Origin of the sequence: Cytobacillus sp. FSL K6-0265 (assembly GCF_038003465.1) — a bacterium.
Taxonomy (GTDB): Bacteria; Bacillota; Bacilli; order Bacillales; family Cytobacillaceae; genus Cytobacillus; species Cytobacillus stercorigallinarum.
On record NZ_JBBOPE010000001.1, the window covers coordinates 2,912,453 to 2,937,123 of the forward strand.

22 protein-coding genes and 3 pseudogenes are annotated in these 24,671 nt (G+C 36.9%); 7 read left to right on the top strand and 18 right to left on the bottom strand.

All coding sequences use genetic code 11. The features are described 5' to 3' along the window. The first annotated feature begins 205 nt into the window (after positions 1–205). The 6 genes and pseudogenes from MHH73_RS14695 to MHH73_RS14720 form a co-directional block, all read left to right on the top strand. Positions 206–696 (top strand): annotated as a pseudogene (locus tag MHH73_RS14695) (DUF2975 domain-containing protein). Between the two features lie 10 nt (positions 697–706). Continuing rightward, a pseudogene (locus tag MHH73_RS14700) lies at positions 707–926 on the top strand (helix-turn-helix domain-containing protein). 47 nt (positions 927–973) lie between these two features. Next, positions 974–1,414, top strand: a complete 441-nt coding sequence (locus MHH73_RS14705) for a hypothetical protein (protein WP_341067780.1) — start codon at positions 974–976, stop codon at positions 1,412–1,414. Continuing rightward, positions 1,411–2,631, top strand: a complete 1,221-nt coding sequence (locus tag MHH73_RS14710; protein ID WP_341067782.1) for a peptide ABC transporter permease — start codon at positions 1,411–1,413, stop codon at positions 2,629–2,631. The genes MHH73_RS14705 and MHH73_RS14710 overlap by 4 nt, the downstream gene beginning before the upstream one ends. Further along, positions 2,628–3,290 (top strand): ABC transporter ATP-binding protein, encoded by a 663-nt coding sequence (locus MHH73_RS14715; protein ID WP_341067784.1) that lies wholly within the window; start codon positions 2,628–2,630, stop codon positions 3,288–3,290. Before MHH73_RS14710 ends, MHH73_RS14715 begins: the two co-directional genes overlap by 4 nt. A gap of 135 nt (positions 3,291–3,425) precedes the next feature. Then, a pseudogene (locus tag MHH73_RS14720) lies at positions 3,426–3,763 on the top strand (ISL3 family transposase); the annotation flags it as partial. 59 nt (positions 3,764–3,822) lie between these two features. On the opposite strand, the gene MHH73_RS14725 reads toward MHH73_RS14720, so the two are convergent. The 5 genes from MHH73_RS14725 to mce all read right to left on the bottom strand — a co-directional run bounded on the left by MHH73_RS14725 (position 3,823) and on the right by mce (position 9,232). Continuing rightward, the gene (locus MHH73_RS14725) at positions 3,823–5,097 is read right to left on the bottom strand and encodes a DNA polymerase IV (RefSeq protein WP_341067787.1); all 1,275 of its coding nucleotides are present in this window, start codon (positions 5,095–5,097) and stop codon (positions 3,823–3,825) included. A 45-nt stretch (positions 5,098–5,142) separates the two neighbouring features. Next, the gene (locus MHH73_RS14730) at positions 5,143–5,619 is read right to left on the bottom strand and encodes a chemotaxis protein CheW (protein WP_191810669.1); all 477 of its coding nucleotides are present in this window, start codon (positions 5,617–5,619) and stop codon (positions 5,143–5,145) included. Positions 5,620–6,016: 397 nt separating this feature from the next. Further along, positions 6,017–7,135 (bottom strand): M20/M25/M40 family metallo-hydrolase, encoded by a 1,119-nt coding sequence (locus tag MHH73_RS14735; protein ID WP_191810667.1) that lies wholly within the window; start codon positions 7,133–7,135, stop codon positions 6,017–6,019. A gap of 133 nt (positions 7,136–7,268) precedes the next feature. Further along, the gene (locus MHH73_RS14740) at positions 7,269–8,819 is read right to left on the bottom strand and encodes an acyl-CoA carboxylase subunit beta (RefSeq protein ID WP_191810666.1); all 1,551 of its coding nucleotides are present in this window, start codon (positions 8,817–8,819) and stop codon (positions 7,269–7,271) included. After that, complete coding sequence (gene mce / locus MHH73_RS14745) at positions 8,819–9,232, bottom strand: methylmalonyl-CoA epimerase (RefSeq protein ID WP_191810664.1); 414 nt, start codon at positions 9,230–9,232, stop codon at positions 8,819–8,821. The genes MHH73_RS14740 and mce overlap by 1 nt, the downstream gene beginning before the upstream one ends. Before the next feature lie 187 nt (positions 9,233–9,419). Here mce and prli42 point away from each other — a divergent pair, with 187 nt between their 5' ends. Next, the gene (prli42, locus tag MHH73_RS14750) at positions 9,420–9,497 is read left to right on the top strand and encodes a stressosome-associated protein Prli42 (RefSeq protein WP_218971988.1); all 78 of its coding nucleotides are present in this window, start codon (positions 9,420–9,422) and stop codon (positions 9,495–9,497) included. Positions 9,498–9,585: 88 nt separating this feature from the next. Here the strand turns inward: prli42 and MHH73_RS14755 are convergent, their stop codons facing one another. The 13 genes from MHH73_RS14755 to MHH73_RS14815 form a co-directional block, all read right to left on the bottom strand. Next, on the bottom strand, positions 9,586–10,083 hold the full coding sequence (locus MHH73_RS14755; RefSeq protein ID WP_191811356.1) for a L,D-transpeptidase: 498 nt from the start codon (positions 10,081–10,083) through the stop codon (positions 9,586–9,588). A 33-nt stretch (positions 10,084–10,116) separates the two neighbouring features. Further along, positions 10,117–11,112 carry an aromatic acid exporter family protein gene (locus tag MHH73_RS14760; RefSeq protein ID WP_191810662.1) on the bottom strand — a complete coding sequence of 332 codons (996 nt, stop codon included), beginning with the start codon at positions 11,110–11,112 and terminating at the stop codon, positions 10,117–10,119. Positions 11,113–11,451: 339 nt separating this feature from the next. Continuing rightward, complete coding sequence (locus MHH73_RS14765) at positions 11,452–12,312, bottom strand: manganese catalase family protein (protein WP_191810660.1); 861 nt, start codon at positions 12,310–12,312, stop codon at positions 11,452–11,454. Positions 12,313–12,712: 400 nt separating this feature from the next. After that, a complete protein-coding gene (locus tag MHH73_RS14770; RefSeq protein ID WP_191810658.1) occupies positions 12,713–13,435 on the bottom strand; it encodes an amino acid ABC transporter ATP-binding protein in 723 nt (240 codons plus the stop codon). Further along, complete coding sequence (locus MHH73_RS14775) at positions 13,428–14,087, bottom strand: amino acid ABC transporter permease (RefSeq protein WP_191810656.1); 660 nt, start codon at positions 14,085–14,087, stop codon at positions 13,428–13,430. The genes MHH73_RS14770 and MHH73_RS14775 overlap by 8 nt, the downstream gene beginning before the upstream one ends. 106 nt (positions 14,088–14,193) lie before the next feature. Beyond that, positions 14,194–14,967, bottom strand: a complete 774-nt coding sequence (locus MHH73_RS14780) for a transporter substrate-binding domain-containing protein (RefSeq protein ID WP_341067797.1) — start codon at positions 14,965–14,967, stop codon at positions 14,194–14,196. 306 nt (positions 14,968–15,273) lie between these two features. Then, positions 15,274–15,711: a BrxA/BrxB family bacilliredoxin gene (locus MHH73_RS14785; RefSeq protein WP_191811354.1), complete on the bottom strand. Its 438-nt coding sequence runs from the start codon at positions 15,709–15,711 to the stop codon at positions 15,274–15,276. Between the two features lie 245 nt (positions 15,712–15,956). Further along, positions 15,957–17,048, bottom strand: coding sequence for a methylmalonyl Co-A mutase-associated GTPase MeaB (gene meaB, locus MHH73_RS14790; protein WP_341069793.1), 1,092 nt, complete (start codon positions 17,046–17,048; stop codon positions 15,957–15,959). Next, positions 17,035–19,212: a methylmalonyl-CoA mutase gene (gene scpA, locus MHH73_RS14795; RefSeq protein ID WP_191810650.1), complete on the bottom strand. Its 2,178-nt coding sequence runs from the start codon at positions 19,210–19,212 to the stop codon at positions 17,035–17,037. Before scpA ends, meaB begins: the two co-directional genes overlap by 14 nt. Beyond that, positions 19,209–20,993, bottom strand: a complete 1,785-nt coding sequence (locus tag MHH73_RS14800; protein ID WP_341067801.1) for a methylmalonyl-CoA mutase subunit beta — start codon at positions 20,991–20,993, stop codon at positions 19,209–19,211. Before MHH73_RS14800 ends, scpA begins: the two co-directional genes overlap by 4 nt. A gap of 214 nt (positions 20,994–21,207) precedes the next feature. After that, positions 21,208–22,524, bottom strand: coding sequence for a dihydrolipoamide acetyltransferase family protein (locus tag MHH73_RS14805; RefSeq protein ID WP_341067802.1), 1,317 nt, complete (start codon positions 22,522–22,524; stop codon positions 21,208–21,210). Between the two features lie 87 nt (positions 22,525–22,611). Continuing rightward, the gene (locus MHH73_RS14810) at positions 22,612–23,595 is read right to left on the bottom strand and encodes an alpha-ketoacid dehydrogenase subunit beta (RefSeq protein WP_191810644.1); all 984 of its coding nucleotides are present in this window, start codon (positions 23,593–23,595) and stop codon (positions 22,612–22,614) included. Positions 23,596–23,612: 17 nt separating this feature from the next. Then, positions 23,613–24,611 carry a thiamine pyrophosphate-dependent dehydrogenase E1 component subunit alpha gene (locus MHH73_RS14815; RefSeq protein WP_191810642.1) on the bottom strand — a complete coding sequence of 333 codons (999 nt, stop codon included), beginning with the start codon at positions 24,609–24,611 and terminating at the stop codon, positions 23,613–23,615. Between the last annotated feature and the right edge of the window lie 60 nt (positions 24,612–24,671).

Below are 24,671 nucleotides of genomic sequence, written 5' to 3' on the forward strand. Positions count from 1 at the left end.
CTGTATTAGGTATTCAAATGATTGTATGGAGGAATTTTAAAAACATCCACTATATTTAATGAAGTATCTCTGTCTAAAAAGAGATACTTTTTTATTTCGCCAAAAACAGAAAGTATATTGCGAAACAACAGCAATACATTAATTAATAATAATAATTTATTGTAATACGATAAATTTCATATTAAGATAATAATAACGATAATAAGTGAGGTGCTTTTTATGGAAAGAGGAACAACACTCTTTTTTAACGATAGTTGTTTTTCTTATTGGAATTACGGTACTTGCTTTGTGTATATTTTTGTTGCCTTGGTTAGCAATTTATGCCGCAGAAATGTATCCTGAGTTTGCTTATTTGTAATATCCCATTTTAAACGGGCTATATATAACAGTCTTCATTGCTTTGTATCAGACTTTAAAACTTTTAAATTACATTGATAATAATGACGGTTTATCAGAATTGCCTGTATAGTATTTAAAATATATAAAATACTGTGCAGTTACGATCAGTATCTTATATGTTATAGGGATTATCTTTCTTGTGTCACAAAATGCTTCCCAACCGAGAATAGCAATTATGGGATTAACAATTATTTTTACTTCTTTACTTCTGTTATTATTGCAGTTTTCACTGCGGTTCTTCAAAAATGTTTAAAAAATGATTTAGATATAAAATCGGAAAATGATTTAACGGTCTGAGGTGAAAGCATTGGCAATTATAATCAATATTGATGTGATATTAGCGAAAAGAAAAATGAGTGTAACAGAACTATCCGAAAGAGTCGGAATCACTATGGCAACATTTCTATTTTGAAAAATGGAATAGCAACAGCAATTCGATTATCACTTTAGAAGCTATTTGTAAGGCGTTTGACTGTCAACCCGGCGATACTCTAGAATACCGAAGTGATATTGACTATCAAAAATGAACAATGTGATTATTAAATTAAATGATTTAATTACATAGGAGTAGTTTATGAAATATTCTTTATTTAGATTTATCGACGTTATTGAGGCGTTTGCTATCTATCTAATCTGTTTTTCTACAAATTTAATATTTATTTATGTACAAACTTTGGATTTAGGAGATTCTTATATTTTAGAGTCTTTTTTAGAAAGTATTATAGAGTATCAGCTTTTAATAAATATTTTTCTTACATTTGTTATGATAGTATTTCACTATCAATTTTTAAATCGTAAGAAAACAGAAATATCCTGCCGAATACTTGTAGGAGATACTATGGTAAATGTTGTGATTCGGTATATCTTGAATAGTCTAGCTATATTAGTGTTTAGTTTTTTACTATCACTCTTATTAAACTTCTATTTAGAGTTGAATATAACCAGTAATCTCTACTTAGTTTTTATTTTTATTATATATATATTAATTAGTGCAGGTAAGGTGGAAAAAGAATGAGAATTTTACGTTTTTTTATACTTAAAATATTTTTAAAAAGACCGTTACTTGTTTTGGGTATGATAACATTGCTTTTGTTAGCCAATTATCTTTCTTTTACTACTGTTCGTTCAGTTATATCAACTTTTCAAGGCTATGAAGAAATGGAAAGACTGAATCAAGAAGGGACTATTATTGCTAATCTAGATCCAGATAGTGAAGCTGATTTTAATAGAATTAAGATTGAAGATACACAAAAAGTATATGAATACTTAAACAACAATTACACTTATGCTCTGCGGGTCGATGGTTTTGTTACTTTATTGCCTAATGAACATCAGATGGAAGTTCCTTTTAATTATATCGATGAAGAGGCTTATAAGATAAATCAATTGGAATTATCTCAAGGAGACCACTTAAACTTCAATTATAAATTTAATAAAGATGACATACCTGTTTTAATAGGTGCAGGTTTAGCCAAAACATATCCTGTAGGATCAAATATTGAGATTACGGATCCTGTGACCCAACAACTAGTTAATTTAAAAGTTCAAGGAGTTTTGAAGAAGAATGCTCAAAGTTCTAATTTTTATGCTCCCAACTCAAAGAATTATCATAACTTCTCAATTTTTCTACCTATTAATAAAGAATTTATTCAAAATGCGGGTCTTGACCTACACGTTAATGGTTTAATGGATCTTATACTTCTTGATTCTACAAAAGAAGAAGCAATGAATTTAAGAGAAAATATCAAGGAAAATCTAGGTTTAGAATTTAACTTTTTTAATCAACAAGAAAACTTTGAGTTCTTTGAAGATTATTATTTAAATTCATTAATAATCATCTGTACTATCACCCTTATTTTAACTATAATCATTGTAGGTCTAGCTATATGGAATAATTTAGTGAGTGTTCGATTAATGATAAGAGATTTTACAATCAATTTATTAGTTGGATTAAGTTATTCAAAACTAAGAGCAATTTTCTATAGCTATTTTGCAATGTTGTTCTCTATTATTCTAGTCATAGTATCTGTGATCACCGCTTATAATAGATACAGCTCTTGGTTAAGAAACGATTCAACTTTTGCTACTTACGGAATACTTGGTTTAATAAGTATGGATTGGATGGCTTTACTTATTGTTCTTTTTATAGATGTTATTATTGCATTTGTGATTGTTGAACTTACGATAAAAAAAATCAAAAGTATTCCGATATCCGTAGGGGTGTTACAATGAATAGTATAATTAAGCTAGAAATCCAGAAAAAAACATTCAAGAAGAAAGATTTTTCTATTCTAAATAACTTTGATTTGGAAGTAAAACCTGGGGAAAGACTTTCTATTATAGGAGAGTCTGGAGTTGGAAAAACTTCTTTGCTTAATATTCTTGGTCTACTTGATACAGACTATCAAGGGAATTATAAGCTTTTTGATTCACCTGTTAATGATTTATCCCGAAATAAACTAGCTGAGTGGCGTAATCAAAAAATTGGTTTTGTTCTCCAAGAGTCCTCGCTTATTAATTCTTTAACCATAGAGGACAATATTAAACTGCCGCTTATGTATGGTAACGTTGAAAAAGACCTAACTGTACAAGAGCGATTTAAACGGATTACTAATAAAATTGGGATAGAGTCCATTTTGAAAAAAAAACCACTTGATTGTTCTGGGGGTCAGCGATCTAGAGCTGTTTTTGCTAGGGCTGTAATTATGAATCCCCAAATAATTTTATCAGATGAGCCAACTGCATCTTTAGATTTAGAAAATAAAAATAAAATTATCAATCTACTATTTGATATGAATAAAGAATTTAATACTACTATCATTACAGTGACTCATGATTTAGATGTAGCCAATCGTCATGAACGAATAATTACTCTCAAAAACAATGAATAAAATGGGATTCTATATAATAATCATGTCATTCATACTTGGCATGTTCTTCGTCAATCTTGGTGTTTCTCGTAGGAAACGGAATTTTTTTTATATAAGTTTTTCATAGTTCATGTCACAATGGATATATGGAAGCTTTACAAAGATGCAGTAAATATAATCTTACCACCACAGGCTAAAGTAGTTGTAGATAAGTTTCATGTATTCAATTACTTTTAAAAAACTCACTAACGCTTATACAAAGTCCATAAATAGCATTATGGGTAACGGCTATTCATTTGAAGCGTTACGAGCCAAGATATTTAATGAGAACCTTCATAAAAGAAACGTAAGCCAAGATTTAATTCAAGTGCTTTAACAAGGCTATGTTATACGATATTTTCAATTGGGATGAAGTAACAGACCACGTCATAACAGGCAACTATGGTGTTGACTTTTCCACACTTATTAATAAATTGGAAAAGGGTGACTTATAAGCCCTTTTCCACCATAAAATCCGAATACCCAAAATAGTTTGTGGTGTACATGTTTTCGCTCATTCTTTCTCTTTTTTTAATTGCTGTAAAAAATCTTTATTAAAGCTTGTTGATGTACCGATATTTGCTTTTTTCTTTTGTATAGCCTCAAGAGACGCTGCCTGATCAACAATCGATGGGCCGTACTTTTTTCTCAAACTTTCAATGGTTTGGTAAAGAGGCTCTTTTTTGGCATCTTCTTCATAATGAAATAAATCTAATTGTTTCACAGCTTGTCCTTTTTCGACAAGGTCCGTACCAGTTACCCCAAGCAACCTCACAGCATCACCACTCCAATGCTTCATAAAGAGACGCTGTGCCTGATCATAGATTTCTTCGACTGACTGAATCGCAAAACCGATTTTTTTGCTCCTCGTAATCGTATGGCGATTTTTATAACGGATCATCACACTAATACCAGTAGCATAAACTTTTTTTCGTTTTAGCCTCGTAGACACTTTAAAAGCAAGGTGATTCAACACTTCAAAAAGTTCTTTCTGCTTACTCATATCCCGCGGGAGTGTCGTTGAGTTACCGATACTTTTAAATTCCTCTGCAGCCGCTGGGTCAACTGGACGTGCATCTATGCCATTTGCTCGATCTTTTAAACGCTCACCATTCACGCCTAATGAAGATTTTATCATGAACGCGTCTGCTTTGGCTAAATCACCAATCGTATAAATACGCATACTCTCAAGCTTCTCACTTGTCTTCTGACCCACACCATGCATTTCTTTTACAGGAAGAGGCCACAATTTACTAGGGACATCCCGTTTTCTTAAAATTGTAATACCAAGAGGCTTCTTCATATCAGAAGCCATTTTGGCTAAAAATTTATTTGGTGCAATGCCAATACTACATGGTAAATCTAACTGCTCTTTTATACGGTTTTGAATAATTGAAGCCACTTCAATAGGTGTGCCAAACCGTTCGCTAGCAGTAATATCCATATATCCTTCATCAATAGAGACAGGTTCTACAAGATCTGAATAATGATTCAGCACTTCAAACATACCAATAGACGCTGCTCGATACCTTTCAAAATTAGGGCGTAAAATAATTAAATGCGGACATAACCTTTTCGCTTCCCACAATGGCATCGTTGTTTTTACCCCAAATCTTCTTGCTTCATAGCTACAAGTAACAATAATCCCTCTACGCTCCTCAGGATTTCCAGCAATAGCAATAGGCTTCCCCTTTAATGTCTGATCATAGGCCATTTCGACAGATGCATAAAAACTATTCATATCAACATGTAAAATCACTCGGCCTGCTTTAGGATACATTGATTTCACTAAAAGCACATCCTTTAGGTTTGTCCCTCCATTATAGCAAATAGATTATAAAGCCGCCTCTGCTTCCTTAGAGTCTGTTATATATTCAGCAATGGAAACAGTCCCATCCAATGAGGTCAAGAAGCAATGACTATCAATAATTGTAATTAATCTATTCTTTAAATTGGCAATCCCTTTTAAGTAGTCGAGACGAATATGTAAAAGAAGTCCTGGCTTTTCAATACGCTCTTCTGCTATATCAATAATCTCTTTCGTTTCCGCAACAAGTAAACCGTATTCAAATTCTTCCCCTTGAATGATGATGATTCTTTTATCTTCACTTTCTTCAATAGCTTGATTATAAAATATCATTTCGATATCAAGAACCGGGACAAGCTGTCCTCGAGAACGTATCATACCTTTCACATAATGTGGAAGTTGCGGCACAGATGTAAAACCTTCTGCTCGTTCTATAGCAATGACTTTATCAATAGTAATCGCATACTCTTCCTGCCTACATCGAAACACAATATATTTATCCAAAAGATTCACTCCTTCTTTTGTTCATAGTAAAAATATATCATATATTTTGTAAAAAAGAAGAGTGGGGAATAAGGACTATTTACCTACTTAAGAATTATCTCTTTGATAAGATACTGCAGGTTCCCTTACACTATCGGGCGAAAATCATTTAGTCAATCTCACGAAGTCCATTTTTGGTTGTTTAAGAATGTACAAATAGGTACTACGGGGATATATAACCGCAATTTCAGCTGCTTTTCTAGTGATTTTTTTGCGCGAAACTGCTCATTCATGTTCACAAAACCACTCTATGAATGATTTTTAAACCACAAAAGAAAGCCGCAGCGCATAAATTAAAATGTGCGCTGCGGCTTTCAAGTTATTCTTACTGAGTGGAGCTCTGCGCTATCACATGGATTTAAGCAGCTACTTCCTCAATAATTGCTATAACCATTTCTGCTAGTTTATTGAGCTCTTCGATAGACATTCTTTCGTTCGTTGTGTGAATTTCTTCATATCCAACAGCCAAGTTTACTGTAGGAATATCAAATCCAGCAATAATGTTGGCATCACTACCGCCACCGCTATGCAACAATTCCGGTGTACGCCCTATTTTTTCCGCTGCCTTTTTAGCAACTTCGACAACATGGTCACCGTCTGCAAATTTGAATCCTGGGTACATCACTTCAATATTAACTTCTGCTCTGCCACCCATTTCTTCTGCTGCACTTTCAAATGCTGCTTTCATTTTCTCGACTTGCGCTTCCATTTTTTCAGCAATGAGAGAGCGAGCTTCGGCTAGAACGTCGACATGATCACATACGATATTTGTTTGTTTTCCGCCTTCAAAGCGACCAATATTGGCTGTTGTTTCTTCATCAATTCTACCTAAAGGCATTTTAGAAATTGCTTTTGATGCCATCGTAATTGCAGAAATACCTTTTTCTGGCGCCACACCAGCATGTGCTGTTTTGCCAATCATTGTTGCTCTCACCTTCGCTTGTGTAGGAGCAGCAACAATAATATTACCTACTTTTCCATCGCTATCAAGAGCGTAGCCAAATTTTGCTTGAATAAGAGAAGAATCCAATGCCTTTGCACCAACTAGTCCAGATTCTTCACCGACTGTAATAATAAATTGGATTGTACCGTGAGAAATATTTTGCTCTTTTAGCACCTTGACGATTTCAAGCATTACCGCTAATCCCGTCTTATCATCGGCACCTAAAATTGTAGTGCCATCTGTTACGACATAACCATCCTGAATTGAGGGTTTGACACCGTTCCCAGGTACTACCGTATCCATATGAGAAGTGAAATAAATAGGGTCAACACCTTCTTTATTCCCTTGAAGTGTACAAATTAAATTGCCCGCTCCATGTCCTGTCACTGCAGTCGTATCATCTTCAAATACTTCTACACCGATATCACGGAATTTCTTTTTTAATACTTTAGCAATCTGTGCTTCATCCTTTGTTTCAGAATCAATTTGCACAAGTTCTAAAAACTCATTTAACAGTCTTTCTTCATTAATCATCCGTCAATAACCTCCAAATTTCACGAGCCTTATTATACTTTTAATAGTTCTCTTCAACACTATTAAGTATACTCCTAACGAAACTTATCAGCAAATAAACAATGTTTTATCATAAAATTTGTCTACTATCGTTCTATAAAGGCATATTTCCATGCTTTTTAAACGGACGTGTTTCCTTTTTATTTTTTAACATATCTAATGCCTGGATAATTTTAATTCTTGTTTCTCTTGGATCGATGACATCATCGACCATACCACGACTGGCTGCGACATATGGGTTGGCAAATTTTTCACGATACTCTTCTATTTTTTGCGCTCTTGTTTGCTCAGGATGTTCACTCGTGGCAATTTCCTTAGCAAAAATAATATTGGCTGCCCCTTGAGGACCCATTACAGCCACTTCAGCGTTTGGCCAAGCAAAAACCAAATCTGCTCCAATAGATTTACTATTCAGCGCTACATAAGCCCCTCCAAACGCTTTTCGGAGTATGACGGTTAACTTAGGTACCGTTGCTTCTGAATAGGCATAAAGAATTTTTGCACCATGACGAATAATTCCCCCATGTTCTTGCTTAATCCCAGGAAAGAAGCCGGTTACGTCCTCAAATGTAACTAATGGGATATTGAATGAGTCACAGAAACGAATAAAGCGGGCTGCTTTGTCAGATGAATCAATATCTAACCCGCCAGCCATTACTTTAGGTTGATTACATACAAGTCCAATAGACTCGCCCTTTATCCTCGCTAAGCCAACTACAATATTTTTGGCAAAATCCGGCTGCACTTCTAAGAATGAATCAGCATCCACCACTTGATCGATTACTTTACGAACATCATAAGGTCTAATTGCATCAAATGGAATGATATCCGTCAAATCCGGTCGATAATCATTTGTTGATTCATCTTCTTTTCTTGGTGGGCGCTCTTCATTGTTTTGCGGGAGATAACTTAATAAATCCCGAACTTGCGCAATTACCTCTTCTTCTGTCTTTCCTTTAAAGTGGGCATTGCCACTAATCGTATTATGTACGTTTGCTCCACCTAAATCTTCTGCCGTGATTTTTTCCCCAGTAACGGTCTCAATTACTTTTGGCCCTGTAATGAACATTTGGCTCGTTTTCTCGACCATAAAAACAAAGTCGGTAATAGCTGGCGAATAGACAGCTCCTCCTGCACATGGACCTAAAATAACCGATATTTGTGGGATGACACCAGAATAAATTGAATTTCTATAAAAAATCTGTCCATAACCATCTAAAGATACGACACCCTCTTGAATACGGGCACCACCAGAATCATTTAAGCCAATAAACGGGGCTCCGTTCTCTGCAGCTAAGTCCATAACATTCACAATTTTTTTTGCATGCATTTCCCCTAGTGCCCCACCAAAAACGGTAAAGTCCTGTGAGAAAAGAAAGATTGGACGCCCGTTTACTTTTCCATAACCAGTAATAACCCCATCACCAGGACCTTTTTGCTTATCTAAGCCAAAATCATTGCTACGATGTTCAATGAACGGGTTTAATTCCACAAATGTACCAGCATCGACTAATAAAGCAATTCTTTCTCTTGCTGTTAGTTTTCCTTTTTCATGCTGTTTTTCAATTCTTTCGTCCCCGCCACCAAGCTCTACTTCTCTTCTACGATCATAAAGTTCATTGATTTTTTCATAGATGTCTGCCATTAGCTTGTCATTCCCTTCTTTTCACATAATTCATATAAAACACTGCCAGTTGATTTAGGATGCATGAAGGCTACACTCGCTCCTCCTGCACCCATTTTTGGTTTATCTTGAATCATTTGAATGCCTTTTGCTTTCATTTCTTCGATTCTCTCTTGAATAGAATGGACGCCCAATGCCACATGATGAAGACCTTCTCCTCTTTTGGCAATAAACTTCGCTACAGCGCTTTCATCTGTTTGTGGCTCTAATAACTCAAGTTTCGACTCCCCAATTTGTATAAAAGCTACTTTAATGCCTTCACTCTTCACTTCTTCTATTCCTAACAAAGGTAATTGCAATGTTTCCGTATAAAAAGGTAATGATTGCGCTAATGATCGAACAGCGATACCAATATGATCAATTTTTTTGACCAACGAAATCCCCCCTATGTTATGTTTGTAAATATCATTATTTTCTAACTATATATAATTATAATAATTTTCCACGAATATGTCGAATATACAAGAAAAATAACTCTCTGTTGTTCAAATGAGAAAATCCTAGTAAAATAAAGAAGAATACCACTCAAAGAGAGGGTGAAAGAAATTGCCGAAAAAAACAATGAAAATCATAGTCTATTTAATGATTTTCGTTATGCTCGCATCGACACTTTTAATGGGGCTAACGATGTTCTTCTAATATAAATTAAGAAAAGCATGAAACAGTTGTAACTTAACAAAAAAAGGACGGCTCAGCACTCGGAAATTCCGAATGTTGAGCCGTCCTTTTATAACACGTCATATTTTTTTGCTAATTGCTCAGTTGATTTATCAGTTGAAACAATTAAAATTTTCGTTCCAATAGGAATTCTATCAAATAAAGCCTCAACATGATCATTCTTTAGGCGAATACAGCCATTAGAAACATAGTGACCAATCGACTCCGGGTCATTAGTGCCATGAATGCCATAAATCCTACCATCTGTCTCTTTCGCATCAAAGCCAATCCAGCGTGTACCTAACGGGTTATTTTTCTTCCCGCCTGGAATATCTTTTTTTCGATAATAAGGATTTTCCGCTTTTACTACAACTGTAAACATGCCCTCTGGCGTTAAGCTATCCGTCTTTCCAGTAGCAACATGAACAACCTGTTGAATCTCTCTATTATCGATGAAAGTTAGCTCATTTGTGCGCTTATTTACAATCACAAAAGGATCCCCCGGTAATGGGTTTGGTCCAATGGGCCAAAGGGGAGAAAACATTAATATTAGAAAAAGATGACTCATTACTTTTAGCAATAGAATCACATCCTTTTTCTCTTATTGTTCTCCCGTGACCGTATTTTGATACAAGCTCTTACTTCCTTTTAATCCCGCAAATTGACTTTTAATGAAGAGGTATTCTTCCATTTCTTTGATAAAATAAAGCAAATCTGCACGCGCTTCAAATTCTTCTCTTGTCTGTGGCAATGACATTTCAGCGAATTGGGCCCGCATTTGGTGTAACTTATCGATAAAGAGACTGGCCGTATTTCCTGGATGGATGTGTTCGGATAAATCCTCAATAAAATCAGCTATCATCTCTGCCTGCTCAACATTTTCGTCAATTGCCGTCACTACTGGCAACACATGCTCAATGATCTCAAATTGTTTCTCTCTCATTTTGAAATAACTATAATAGAGACTCTCGTTTCTTAATACATGGTTCTCCACTTCTCTGAATGCTAACGCTTTTGCTTCTTCAATTAATTGATACGTCTCGGTGATTTCCTTACCATCCCAAGTACTTTCATTTGTTCGTAAATAAATGACAATTTCATCAAAAATCAGTTTGAAATTTTGCTCAATTTCCACCTGGTATTCCTTTAATTTTACGTCAAGGCTAGGCATGTATAAATTGGCTAATAACGCGATTCCGACCCCAATAATAATAATACCTATCTCATTTAAAATCAGTCCCAGTGTCACTTGTTCAGCTGAATAAATATGTAGAATAATAACGGAACTTGTTACAATTCCATCGCTAGCTTTGAACATCACCGCTAATGGAATAAACACAAGTAAGACGATTCCAATGACTAATGGATGATAGGCGAGTATTTCAAAGAGTAGAGACGCAACAAATATGGCAATGAAACACGCGAATACCCGATCCCATGAAGCACGCAAGGAATCTTTTTTTGTCACCTTCACACATAAAATCGTTAAAATACCGGCAGAGACATAGTTTTCCAAACCAAGCATTTGTGCAATCATAATAGCAAGTGTTGCTCCGACTGCCGTTTTCACTGTCCTATAGCCTATTCTGAATTTCATCTTATTACTCCTCGTATGTTCATCATGCTAGAGCATCAAGTACGTAGCGTTCTTGCTTATCTACTTTAGTGATTTTTTGCTTTTATTTCTTCTCTAATCTCCAAAGCCCCGCAAAACAATTGATTATAACACACTAACCAAAAATACAAAAGAATATCGCACCATCTAACATGATATGTCTTATTATTATACAATAATCACATTCTAATAATAAAAAAATAAGAAATAAAAAGGAAAAAGGCCTTTATCGGCAAAAATATGACAATAAAGACGCTTTACTATTACTTGGGAATCTTTCTCAAAGAGACTTCTTGTTTAAAACCTCTAAGAGCAAAGAGCTTAATATAAACTAGGTGGTATTTGATCATCTCTCCCCCTTATTACTGATGGTGGAGTATTAAATATATAATCTGGTGCAGGTTTTAATTTCGGTTTTTTTGCAAGAGGGACAGGGTTTTCCACATAGTTGAATGTACCTAGCTTATCCATACTCGGTCCATGTGCCCATCTTCCTTCTGCACTTTCATTCCCTTCTGAAAAATTAAATAAGGTATAAGAGACTTCTTGTTTTTCAAGTTCTCTCGGAAAGGTACTTGGTACAACGACATTTTCTTTTTCTTCCAATTCTTTAATAGCTGCAAGCCATTGATTTTGATGCATAGTATCCCTAGCAAGAAGCCAAGAGAGCATATCTTTCACACCTTTATCATTTGTCGCAGCATATAAACGCGCAACTTGTAACCTTCCTTGTGATTCCGCATTTAAATTCGCTCTAAAATCAGCAAGTAAATTACCACTAGCAATAATATAATCTGCTGTCCATTTTTTTCCGTTACTATCAGCTGGCATTGCACCTAATCCCGAGACAATGGCATGCTGAGGATTCATTCCCCCTAGAATAGCCCCAATAATAGGATCTTTAGCAGCTGTTTCTAAGTCTCCTACTGGTGCTCCATCTAATAAGCGAGCAACCATTGTGGCTAACATCTCTATATGTGCTAACTCCTCAGCCCCAGTATCCATTAATAAATCTTTATATTTCCCATTTCCTCGAACGTTCCAACCTTGAAAGAGATATTGTAGTGCAACAGATATTTCTCCAAACTGCCCTCCAATTACTTCTTGCAGTTGTCGAGCGAAGATTGGATCAGGTCTTTCTGGTTTTGCATGGTATTGTAATTCCTTTATATGATAAAACATAGACATTACTCCTAATATTTTATTTATAACACTGTAGTATATTTATCAAAAATGATTAGGTGTCTGTATATATTATTACTTCAAAGTTTGATTTGCATAAATGCTGAGGAACGCTTCTTAAACTGCGCTATCAGCAAACCATTGCTTAGAACTTTTCAATGATTCCTATATAGCACGAATGGATTTTTTACGTATCAATCAATAAATTATCATGTTTAAGAAGAAGCTATAGGTTTTAATAAGGCAAACTTCGAATTGAAAAATCATATTCCAATCGTTCAACTCAGTTGCGTTGAAAGTGCTTGTATTGCACTAAATTTACTAGAAGTAGTTGAAGTTAAATGAAAATAGGCTGTCGAGATTAAATAATCTCGACAGCCCTAGACAGTTCTTTTCCATTTTATAGCACTTTTTGTAAGAAATCTTGTGCACGCGAAGACTTAGGATGGGAAAAAAATTCGTTAGGCGGGGCATCTTCTACAAGCACGCCACCGTCTAGAAATAACACTCGATCCGCCACCTCACGCGCAAACCCCATTTCATGTGTAACAATAGCCATTGTCATACCTGAATGAGCGAGCGTTTTCATTACATCTAACACTTCTTTTACCATTTCAGGATCCAGTGCTGAGGTTGGCTCATCAAACAGCATAATTTCTGGATTCATCGCAAGCGCGCGGGCAATCGCTACCCGCTGCTTTTGACCACCTGATAATTTGCTAGGATACTCCTGTGCTTTTACAGCTAATCCGACTTTTTCTAGTAAATCCATAGCGGTATTTTCCGCTTCTGATTTTGTTGTTTTCTTCACCTTTAACGGCGCATAGGTTAAATTCTCCAATACAGTCATATGTGGAAATAAGTGGAAATGTTGAAACACCATCCCTACATTCTGTCGAACTTTTAATATATCTGTTTGCCGATCAGTAATATCCGCACCTTTAATCCATATCTTCCCGTCCGTCGGCTCTTCCAATTTATTAATACAACGTAAAAAAGTTGATTTACCAGATCCAGATGGACCAATAATAGCGACAACTTCACCATTATTAATCTGCGTTGAAATACCTTTAAGCACTTCATTCTTCCCAAAGGATTTATGCAATTTTTCCACTTTAATCATTGGATCTCAACCGCCCTTCAACTAATTTACCTAAGAATGTAAGGATCGTTACTAGAATATAGTAAATGATTCCGGCAAGAAGAAGTGGTTCCATAAATTGATACTGGTTCGCTCCTACTTGGTACGCCCGTCTCATCACATCCATTACCCCAATTGTCGTTACGAGGGCGGACTCTTTCGTTAATGTAATGAATTCATTCATTAGCGCTGGTAAAATGTTCTTCATTGCTTGGGGAAGAATAATATTTACCATTGTCGGACGATACGGAACGCCTAAAGCCATTGCTGCTTCTTGCTGTCCTTTATCAATTGCTTGTATGCCCGCACGAATAATCTCAGAAATATAAGCGGCCGAGTTCAATGCAAATCCGATAATGGCAGCCGTTACACCCTCTATTTGGAACCCAAGTACTTGTGGTGAGCCAAAATAAATAATCATCAATTGTAGAATTAATGGCGTACCTCTAAAAACGGAAGTATAAGCATTGGCTAGCCAGTTTAATAGCTTAATTTTACTAATCTTACATAAAGAAAGGATAATTCCTAATAAAAACCCTAAAATACCCGCTAAACAAACAATCTGTAATGTGACACCGAGCCCTTGTAAAATGAAAGGTAGAGAAGGGAGGACAGAGGTAAAATCTAAATTCATATATATTGCCATTCCTCTCAGTCATTAATATTTTGAATTCATTTGCTTCACCCATTGAAGGGAAAAACGCCCAGAAGGTGTTTCCCCTCTGAACGTTGATTTAGGTTTATTGTTCAGAGAACCACTTTGTGATAATGTCCTCAATTTCCCCGTTATCAATCATTTCTTGTAAGGCTTTATTAAATTCTTCTGTTAACTCACTACCTTTTGGTAAAGCAATTGCATAACCACCGTCAGCATCCTCAATCGTGACACCAGCTAAATCTTTCTCTTTTTCAAGGAACCCTTGTGCAACTGTATCTTCAATAATGGCTGCTTCAAAGCGACCTGCTTTAATCTCTTGAATGATTTCAGGAATACGATTTCGACTTTCAACCTTCATATCTATTTCTTTAGCTAAATCATTTGCTTTTGTCTCTTGAATAGAACCTAATTGTACACCGACAGTTTTTCCTTCTAAATCTTCAGCTGATTCAATACCGCTACCTTCTTTGGAGATAATCATATGTTTAGAAGTATAATAGATTTCAGTGAAGTCAACATTCTTTTTTCTATCATCCGTCGCAGACATTGCTGATGCAACAAAATCAACTTGTTCAGAGTTAAGCGCTTGAATCAGTCCACCAAAATCCATATCTTTAATTTCTAAATTGTACCCTAGCTTTTCAGTCACTGCTTTAGCGATATCAGCATCAATCCCAATAATCTCTTCTCCTTGTGCTGTATCAATATATTCAAATGGTGGATAATCAGCAGACGTACCCATTACTAATGTTTTTTTATCGTTATCACTAGCCGCTTCTTCACCTGATCCACATGCAGCTAAAAATCCTGCAATTAATACTAATAACGCACTTAAAAGTATCCATTGTCTTTTCACAATCTTTCCTCCTAAAATTATATAGTATGAAAATAAATTTCGTTTCTAATCAATTAATATTTATTCATCTAGATGTATTTTAACACATTTGTATGAATATGCAATGATATATTTGCATAATTATATTTTCGCAATATTTATTTGATTTTTCTAACTATTTTACAGTATAAAGGAAGGAATTGTATATGAAAAGGAAAATTTACTAGTTTTTATTTCTCTCTAAAAAAACAAAGGAAAAATCCCCTGTGAAATGCAAAAAAAATAACCGTACGAAACGGCTATTCTTTCAATGATAGAATGATTATTTTATACTTCTTCACAATGTTCTTCGAATGATGCTTGAAGCTTTTGAACAACTGCCATTGGATCGTGTCCCTCAATATCATGGCGTTCAACCATTGTAATAATTTCTCCATCTTTTAACAAAGCAAAAGAAGGTGAAGATGGTGGGAAACCTGTGAAATAAGAACGTGCCTCAGCAGTCGCTTCTTTATCTTGACCAGCAAATACTGTTACTAAATGATCTGGACGCTTATCATAATGAATAGAATGTGCTGCGGCCGGACGAGCAATTCCTCCTGCACACCCACAAACAGAGTTAACCATTACGAGCGTTGTTCCTTTTTTATTTAAGGCTTCTTTCACATCTTCTGCTGTTCTTAACTCTGTATATCCTGCATGAACGATTTCTTTACGAGCTTGTTGCACAACATCATTCATAAACAAATTAAAATCCATACTCATCATTTCATTCCCCCTAAAGAATAATTAGGATCTATTGTCCTTCATACGTTTTATTCATTTACGTATAATTATATCATACCAAGGTCGTGAGTTTTTTTACAGTATAGAAACTTTTATCTTTTAGTTTTAAATGAAAAACTTTGGGGTAATATACACTATATAACCCTCCCCCTGGGTGTTCCTGCTAGTAAAGCAGGCTTATATATACTAGAACTGCCCCTATCACGGTGAAGGGGCAGCTTTTTTTATTCTTTTGTATAGCGCCTAAAAAGTTCCTCGACAACCGATGTAACGGTTCGGTTACCTGCAATCACATCATTTTCTATCTTAGGCAACATTTCTTTCACGATAGGTGAACCAAAAAAACGATAATGAAGTTGATCTGTGATCATGGAATAAAGCCATTCTTTCGCTTGTTCCCTTCTTCTCTGTTCGAAGACACCTGATGCTTGTGTATTTACGATAAATTGTTGAATCACTTGCCACACTTCTTTTATACCTTCTTCATACAGAGAGGAACATACATAAGCCTTAGATGGCCATCCTTTCGTTGCAGGTTGAAGGAAATGAAGAATCTTTTCATATTCAGCTCTCGTTTTTTGGGCTGCATATTTATTTTCTCCATCTGCTTTATTAACGATAACCGTGTCTGCCAACTCCATAATGCCCTTTTTCATTCCTTGCAGTTCGTCACCAGCTCCTGTTAAAACAAGGAGCATGAAAAAGTCAACCATATCGCGTACAATCACTTCGCTTTGGCCAACGCCGACCGTTTCAACTATGATGACATCAAAACCAGCGGCTTCACATAAAATCATCGTTTCTCTTGTTTTACGATGGACACCACCTAGCTTTCCTGATGTGGGCGATGGACGAATAAATGCATGCGGATTTCTAGCAAGTTGCTCCATTCTCGTTTTATCTCCAAGAATACTGCCACCACTTAATTTTGAACTAGGGTCAACAGCCAATACAGCTACTTTTGCACCTATCTCATCACATAGAAATGAACCAAAAGATTCAATAAAAGTACTTTTTCCTGCACCAGGTACCCCAGTTATACCAATACGTATAGATTGATTTGCGTGTGGCAAAACTCTGTGTAACAACTCTTGAGCTGCTTGAAAATGATCCTCGGCATTACTTTCAATTAATGTAATCGCACGGGCAAGCGCACTTCTGTCACCCGCTAACAAGCCTCTTTCCAAATCATCAATTGGAGGTGGTGTTTCTTTTTTCTTTCTAAATGACCTTCCTCTTGTTAGAGAGGATTCATCCCGCGTAGAATCTGTAAAAACTTGTTCAGAAGGCCCTCCACGCTTCTTATATATGTCCATGTTCATTCGCCACTTCCTCATACCCTAGACGATGATAGATTTCTCTTATTACTTTTTGTGCAGCCACTGGAATGACTGTTCCTGGACCAAAAATAGCAGATGCGCCATTGGAGAGCAAATATTCATAATCTTGAGGTGGAATTACACCACCTACTACGACTAAAATATCTTCACGCCCTAGCTTTTTTAACTCAGCTACTAATTGTGGTAACAATGTTTTATGACCGGCAGCAAGAGAACTAAACCCAACCACATGCACATCATTTTCCACTGCCTGTATCGCTGTTTCTTCTGGCGTTTGAAATAATGGCCCGATGTCCACATCAAATCCCAAATCTGCAAAGGCTGTAGAAATGACTTTCGCTCCTCTGTCATGTCCATCTTGTCCCATTTTTGCTATTAAAATACGAGGTCTTCTCCCCTCATTTTCTAAAAACTCATCAGCCAGTGCCTTTACTTCATTCATTTCCTCTTCATTAGAAAAATGGGAACTATATACCCCACTAATAGAGCGGATCATCGCTTTATGTCGTTTGGCAACTAATTCAATGCTATCAGAAATTTCTCCTAATGATGCCCGCACCCTTGCAGCCTGAACGGCTAAGGCTAAGAGATTTCCTTCACCTGTCTCAGCTGCTCTCGTAATAGCTGCAAGTGCTTCTTGTACCTTATCTTCATCTCTTGTCGCTCTTAAATGCTCTAGACGTTCTATTTGCTTTAACCGAACTGCGGTATTATCAATATTTAGAATATCTAGCGGTTCCTCCTGCTCAAGACGGTATTTATTCACACCAATGATTGTTTCTTTATTCGAATCTATCTGTGCCTGCCTTCTTGCAGCCGCTTCCTCAATCCTCATTTTTGGTAACCCTGTCTCAATCGCTTTAGCCATTCCACCAAGTTCTTCAATTTCCTCAATATGTGACCAAGCTTTCTCTACCAACTCATTTGTTAGACTTTCTACATAATAGGAACCGCCCCAAGGATCGATTACATTGGTTATTCCTGTTTCCTCTTGCAAAAACAACTGTGTATTCCGTGCGATTCTTGCTGAGAAATCGGTTGGTAAGGCAATCGCTTCATCCAGTGCATTTGTATGTAGTGATTGGGTATGTCCCATCGCCGCTGCATGCGCTTCTATCAAAGTTCTTGTCACATTATTGTATGGATCTTGTTCTGTTAAGCTCCAGCCGGAAGTTTGCGAGTGTGTTCTTAACGCCATGGATTTCGGGTTTTTAGGTGCAAAGGTTTTCATCATCTTCGCCCAAATAAGCCTAGCCGCTCTCATCTTTGCCACTTCCATAAAGTAGTTCATCCCAATGGCCCAAAAAAAGGATAATCTAGGGGCGAAGGAATCAATATCAATCCCTGCTTTCATCCCTGTGCGCACATATTCAAGTCCATCCGCGAGCGTGTATGCTAATTCTATATCTGCAGGCGCGCCTGCTTCTTGCATATGATAACCCGATATACTGATACTATTAAATTTAGGCATATAATGAGAAGTATATTCAAATATGTCTGCAATGATTTTCATTGACATTTCTGGTGGATAAATATATGTATTTCTCACCATATACTCTTTGAGGATATCGTTTTGAATCGTCCCCGCAAGCTTTTCCTGGCTCACGCCCTGTTCTTCAGCCGTGACGATATAAAACGCCATGATCGGTAAAACTGCTCCATTCATTGTCATGGAGACTGACATTTGGTCTAAAGGAATGCCATCGAATAATACTTTCATATCTAAAATACTATCAATAGCTACGCCTGCTTTTCCGACATCGCCAACCACTCGCGGATGGTCAGAATCATAGCCACGATGTGTGGCAAGATCAAAAGCTACTGAAAGCCCTTTTTGCCCCATCGCTAAATTACGACGATAGAATGCATTGCTTTCCTCCGCTGTTGAAAACCCAGCATATTGTCTAACAGTCCAAGGTCGATTGACATACATCGTTGGATAGGGTCCGCGTGTGTAAGGTGCCATTCCTGGCATATCATCTAGGTGTTCCATCGACGTTAGATCATTATGCGAATAAACCGATTTAATATTTATACTTTCATTTGTTTCAAACACATCACCATGTATGTTTATATCATGTTGTTGTGCTTGGTTACTTTCATTAAATAATTTCACTTTCGTAAAATCAGGTTTGGTCATTTCACTTCGCCCTCCCAATCTTCCACAATGGTGCTTAGAATATGGTAGCAATCACTTTTCATATGGAAAAACTCGGTGACTCCCGCTTCTTTCCAACGCTTCTGTTCCTCAACTGTAGGTTGACCAGCCAAATATAGTTTAAATTTTCTTTGTTTCTCTGCCATTATTATCTTCGCAGCAGTTAAGAGACTGTCATCATATTGATCGTTTGCTCCACAAATCACGTAATGAGAGAAAGGATTATTTTCTATTTGTTCCTTTAAGTTCTCTGTATGCATAATTGAAATAATATGAGAGCGAATCCCACCTGGAGCTAAAAAACCGGTTACAAAATCCATGCGCGCCTTATGCTTTTTTAAATCTCCAAGACATAATAAACCCACCTGAGTATCCACGCCATTCGCCTTCATCGTTTCTACTTGATAGCGCAATTTTTCATATGGAATGGATAAACGGTTGCCTAGCGTCACTGCATTCTTCAACGGTAATTCATCTAAATTTGCATATTTGTTCGTGCCAATTATACTTTGTTTACGCGTGAAAATGTCTGAAAGCCGCTTTTTTTGCACATGCGTAATTTGTTCTTGGATCCAGGCTGTTTCGATGGCAACTTCCATACCACCTTGATCTTCTATTGCTAAAAATAAATCCCAAGCTCTTTCAGCAATTTGATTCGTCATTGATTCAATATAATAAGACCCTCCTGCTGGATCAACTACTTTATTCAAATGCGCTTCTTCTCTTAAAATCAACTGTGTATTTCGAGCAATTCGATTCGCTGTAAGAGAGGAATCTTCACTAGGCTCATCAAATGGTGAAACGTGTAAATAATTGATCCCACCTAATATAGCCGCAAAAGCCTCATTCCCTGCCCGTAAAAGATTGACATAAGGGTCGTACAATGTTTTCGTATATGGGGAAGTTTGAGCAGAAATCGTCATGTTCATATTCTCCTCATTTAGCCCGTATGCTTCTAAAACTTTATACCATAGGATTTTTGCCGCTCTTAGTTTACTGATTTCCGTAAAGAAATGGGCGCCAATGGCAAAGTGAAACACGACCTTATCCACTATTTCTTCTATAGAGAAGTCTTCGCTGAGCAAGCGCTCAATATGAGAAACAGCAGAAGCAATAGCAATTGCTAATTCTTGAACCGCATTTGCACCCAATTCATGATAAATGGTCGTTTGAATTAAAATGGTTTTTAGCTGAGGCGAAGACTTCTTCGCCTGTACAATTGCTTCTAACCAATCATGATCGTAACCTTTACTAGCTTTCATTAAACTGGCTAATGGATCTTTCCCAATAAACCCTTTCCAATTTTGCTGACCAATCGTCTTGTATAAATCTAGTAAAGAATTTTCCGTCATCAAACATAATGGATATTCTTCTAAACCTTCAACAATCTCTTCGACTTCTGAAAGCTTGTAGAGATCCGGGTTCAATGAAACTGCTGATTGCCCTTTATTTAATTCCTCTAATAATTGTCTTTTCACTTCTTTTGCCGATGTAGAAGAAAGCCGTTGCGATATGTACCATTCTTCTTCAAGATAACCTGAAGAGCTATACCCTCGACGGAAATCTGAACTTCCTGGAAGTGTATGTTGAATGGGTGAAGGTAGATCTTCTCGTGAATAAAGCGGTTTCAGTTTAATCCCTTCATAAGTAACTGTTGATAAACGATCGATGGACCCACCTTTTAATGATTCCTTTGCTTTCTCCTGCCAATCGTTTAAAGTCGGCTTTGCAAATGTCTCATTTCTCATTTTATTTAAGTTCATAAAATATCTGTCTAAAAAAGACAGGACCTCCCCTCATCATAGCGATCAAAACATTAATAAAATTCTAATAAATCATATTTTTATTGTATTATAGATAGGAAAAAGCTGCAATCTTTTGTAGAAATCCATCATTTTTATCTTGGGGTGAGTTTTATGAGGTTATTTTCATAAAAAAATGAGAGGCAGCTCGCCTCTCATTTCTTACGATTACTTCTTAGTATACAGAAGTGTTTTCTTTAGAAGTATTTTCAAGAATTTCTCTTACACGTTGCATGAATTGACCACATACTAATCCGTCTAGAACACGGTGGTCAAGAGACATACAAAGGTTAACCATGTCACGAACAGCAATCATACCGTTATCCATTACAACCGGACGTTTAACGATTGATTCCACTTGAAGAATAGCTGCTTGTGGGTGGTTGATGATACCCATTGATTGAACAGAACCGAATGAACCAGTATTATTTACAGTGAAAGTACCACCAGACATATCAGCACCTGTTAATTTACCTGCACGTACTTTACCAGCTAGCTCACCAATTTCACGCGCAATGCCTTTGATTGTTTTTTCATCAGCATTTTTAATTACAGGCGTGTAAAGAGCATCTTGTGTTGCTACAGCAATATTTAAGTTAATATCTTTTTTACGTACAATTTTATCGCCAGCCCACATAGAATTGATTTGTGGATATTCTTTAAGTGCTTGAGCTACTGCTTTTACGAAGAAAGCGAAGAAAGTAAGGTTAAAGCCTTCTTTTTTCTTGAACTCACCTTTAATTGAGTTACGATACTCAACAAGATTTGTTACGTCTACTTCCATCATTGTCCAACCATGAGGTGCCTCATGTTTGCTCTTAAGCATATTAGCTGCAATTGCTTTACGTACACCTGTCACAGGAATTTCTTCATCTCCTGGTACAACTGGTACATTTGTGCCTGCTGCTTTAGCTGGCTTAGAAGCTGCCGCTTTTGGTGCTTCTTGTTTAGGCGCTTCTGCTTTTGCTGGTGCTTCTGCTTTCGGTGCATTATCAGCAGTTGGGATATTACCAGACTCAATAATTTTATTTAAGTCTTTACGTGTAATTCTTCCGCCAGCTCCTGTACCAGCCACTTGGCTAAGATCAATTCCGTGCTCTTGAGATAGCTTAAGCACTGCTGGAGAATAACGTCCAGCTTTTGGCGCATCTGCTGCAGGTGTAGAAGCTTGCGATTTAGCTTCTTCTTTCGGCGCTTCCTCTTTTGCAGGAGCAGATGATCCTTCTGTAGCTTGCGCATCACTGCTTCCGCCTTCAGTTTCAATCGTTAAAATGACTTCGCCTACTTCATACGTGCCATCTTCTTCAGCAATTAATTCTTTGATTACTCCATCAAAAGACGAAGGAACCTCAGCATTTACTTTATCAGTCATTACTTCTGCAAGTGGATCGTATTTATTTACTTTATCACCAACAGATACTAACCATTTACTAATTGTACCTTCTGTTACACTTTCACCTAATTGAGGCATTTTGATTTGTTCGATAGCCATTATTAAAGTGACCTCCTTATTACTTATCACATCTATTTAGAATGCGGCAAAAAGAGTCGGATTTCCGCTCTCATTGCCACTTTTTGATTAATATTCAGCTAATTCTCTCATTGCTTTTTCTACTTTATCCGGGTTAACCATGAAGAATTTCTCCATTGTTGGTGCATATGGCATTGCTGGTACATCTGGACCTGCAAGACGCATAATCGGTGCATCTAAGTCAAATAGGCAGTTCTCAGCAATAATAGAACCTACTTCACCCATAATGCTTCCTTCTTTAGTATCTTCTGTAAGAAGAAGGACTTTACCCGTTTTAGAAGCTGCTTCAATAATTGCTTCTTTATCTAATGGATAAACCGTACGTAAGTCTAAAATGTGAGCAGAGATACCATCTTTTGCTAGTTTTTCTGCTGCTTGAAGTGCAAAGTGTACGCATAAACCGTAAGTGATGATTGTAATATCTTCACCTTCACGTTTCACATCAGCTTTACCAATTGGTAGTACATAATCATCTTCAGGTACTTCACCTTTAATTAAACGGTAAGCACGTTTATGCTCAAAGAACATAACAGGATCGTCATCACGAATCGCTGCTTTTAAAAGTCCTTTTGCATCATATGGAGTAGAAGGCATCACAATTTTTAAACCTGGTTGGTTTGCAAATACAGCTTCTACTGATTGAGAGTGATAAAGGGCACCGTGAACGCCGCCGCCATATGGTGCACGAATAACCATTGGTGCACTCCAGTCGTTATTAGAACGGTAACGAACTTTTGCCGCTTCTGAAATAATTTGGTTGACAGCAGGCATGATGAAATCAGCAAATTGCATTTCTGCAATTGGACGCATACCGTACATTGCTGCTCCAACACCAACACCAGCGATTGCAGATTCTGCAAGTGGTGTATCTAGCACACGGTCTTCACCAAATTTTTCATATAAGCCGTTTGTCGCTTTAAAAACGCCACCTTTACGACCAACGTCTTCTCCTAGTACAAATACTTTTGGGTCTCTTTCCATTTCTTCGCGCATCGCTAAAGTGATCGCGTCAATATAAGACATTACTGCCATGTGTTATTCCCCCCTACTTATTCTGCGTACACATATTTCAATGCATCTTCTGCATCGGCATATGGTGCATTTTCAGCATAATCAGTTGCTTCATTCACAATTTTCATAATGCGATCGTTCATTTCTTTTTCTTTTTCATCATCAAAGATGCCAATTTCTTTTAAGTATGCTGCAAAAGTAATAATCGAATCTTTTTCTTTTGCTGCAGCTACTTCTTCACGATCACGGTAGCTACGGTCATCATCATCAGAAGAGTGTGGAGTTAAGCGATAAGAAACCGTTTCAACTAATGTAGGGCCTTCACCTTTACGTCCACGATCTGCTGCTTCTTTAACTGCTTGGTACACTGCTAATGGATCGTTACCATCTACAGTTACACCAGGCATACCGTAACCGATTGCACGATCTGATACTTTTTCACATGCCAATTGTTTTTCAATTGGTACAGAGATCGCATACTTATTATTTTCACACATGAAAATAACTGGTAATTTATGAACACCTGCAAAGTTTGCTCCTTCGTGGAAGTCTCCTTGGTTAGAAGAACCTTCTCCGAAAGTAACGAATGTACAAAGATCTTTATTTTCCATTTTTCCAGCAAGTGCAATACCTACTGCGTGAGGAACTTGAGTTGTAACTGGAGAAGAACCTGTTACGATACGGTTTTTCTTTTGTCCAAAGTGACCTGGCATTTGACGGCCACCTGAGTTAGGATCTTCCGCTTTAGCGAATGCTGATAACATTAATTCTTTCGCAGTCATACCGAATGCAAGAACAACGCCCATGTCACGATAATATGGAAGGGCATAATCTTTCTCTCTGTCTAATGCAAAAGATGCACCTACTTGCGCAGCCTCTTGTCCTTGACATGAAATAACGAAAGGAATTTTACCTGCACGGTTTAAAAGCCACATACGCTCGTCAATACGGCGTGCTAAAAGCATGGTTTCATACATTTCTAATACTTGCTCATCACTTAAACCTAAAGCTTTATGACGATTTTTAGTTTTACCCATTTCAAAACCTCCTAAATATATATAGAAGAACGTGGAACGCTCTTATATTCTCCACTTTAT

Excerpts from the sequence above, each read along its gene's own strand:
- MHH73_RS14705 (WP_341067780.1), top strand. The coding sequence starts at position 974 with ATGAAATATTCTTTATTTAGATTTATCGACGTTATTGAGGCGTTTGCT.
- MHH73_RS14710 (WP_341067782.1), top strand. The coding sequence starts at position 1,411 with ATGAGAATTTTACGTTTTTTTATACTTAAAATATTTTTAAAAAGACCG.
- MHH73_RS14715 (WP_341067784.1), top strand. The coding sequence starts at position 2,628 with ATGAATAGTATAATTAAGCTAGAAATCCAGAAAAAAACATTCAAGAAG.
- MHH73_RS14735 (WP_191810667.1), bottom strand. The coding sequence starts at position 7,135 with ATGATTAATGAAGAAAGACTGTTAAATGAGTTTTTAGAACTTGTGCAA.
- MHH73_RS14740 (WP_191810666.1), bottom strand. The coding sequence starts at position 8,819 with ATGGCAGACATCTATGAAAAAATCAATGAACTTTATGATCGTAGAAGA.
- prli42 (WP_218971988.1), top strand. The coding sequence starts at position 9,420 with ATGAAAATCATAGTCTATTTAATGATTTTCGTTATGCTCGCATCGACA.
- MHH73_RS14755 (WP_191811356.1), bottom strand. The coding sequence starts at position 10,083 with ATGAGTCATCTTTTTCTAATATTAATGTTTTCTCCCCTTTGGCCCATT.
- MHH73_RS14760 (WP_191810662.1), bottom strand. The coding sequence starts at position 11,112 with ATGAAATTCAGAATAGGCTATAGGACAGTGAAAACGGCAGTCGGAGCA.
- MHH73_RS14765 (WP_191810660.1), bottom strand. The coding sequence starts at position 12,312 with ATGTTTTATCATATAAAGGAATTACAATACCATGCAAAACCAGAAAGA.
- MHH73_RS14770 (WP_191810658.1), bottom strand. The coding sequence starts at position 13,435 with ATGATTAAAGTGGAAAAATTGCATAAATCCTTTGGGAAGAATGAAGTG.
- MHH73_RS14775 (WP_191810656.1), bottom strand. The coding sequence starts at position 14,087 with ATGAATTTAGATTTTACCTCTGTCCTCCCTTCTCTACCTTTCATTTTA.
- MHH73_RS14785 (WP_191811354.1), bottom strand. The coding sequence starts at position 15,711 with ATGAGTATGGATTTTAATTTGTTTATGAATGATGTTGTGCAACAAGCT.
- meaB (WP_341069793.1), bottom strand. The coding sequence starts at position 17,048 with ATGGACATATATAAGAAGCGTGGAGGGCCTTCTGAACAAGTTTTTACA.
- scpA (WP_191810650.1), bottom strand. The coding sequence starts at position 19,212 with ATGACCAAACCTGATTTTACGAAAGTGAAATTATTTAATGAAAGTAAC.
- MHH73_RS14800 (WP_341067801.1), bottom strand. The coding sequence starts at position 20,993 with ATGAACTTAAATAAAATGAGAAATGAGACATTTGCAAAGCCGACTTTA.
- MHH73_RS14805 (WP_341067802.1), bottom strand. The coding sequence starts at position 22,524 with ATGGCTATCGAACAAATCAAAATGCCTCAATTAGGTGAAAGTGTAACA.
- MHH73_RS14810 (WP_191810644.1), bottom strand. The coding sequence starts at position 23,595 with ATGGCAGTAATGTCTTATATTGACGCGATCACTTTAGCGATGCGCGAA.
- MHH73_RS14815 (WP_191810642.1), bottom strand. The coding sequence starts at position 24,611 with ATGGGTAAAACTAAAAATCGTCATAAAGCTTTAGGTTTAAGTGATGAG.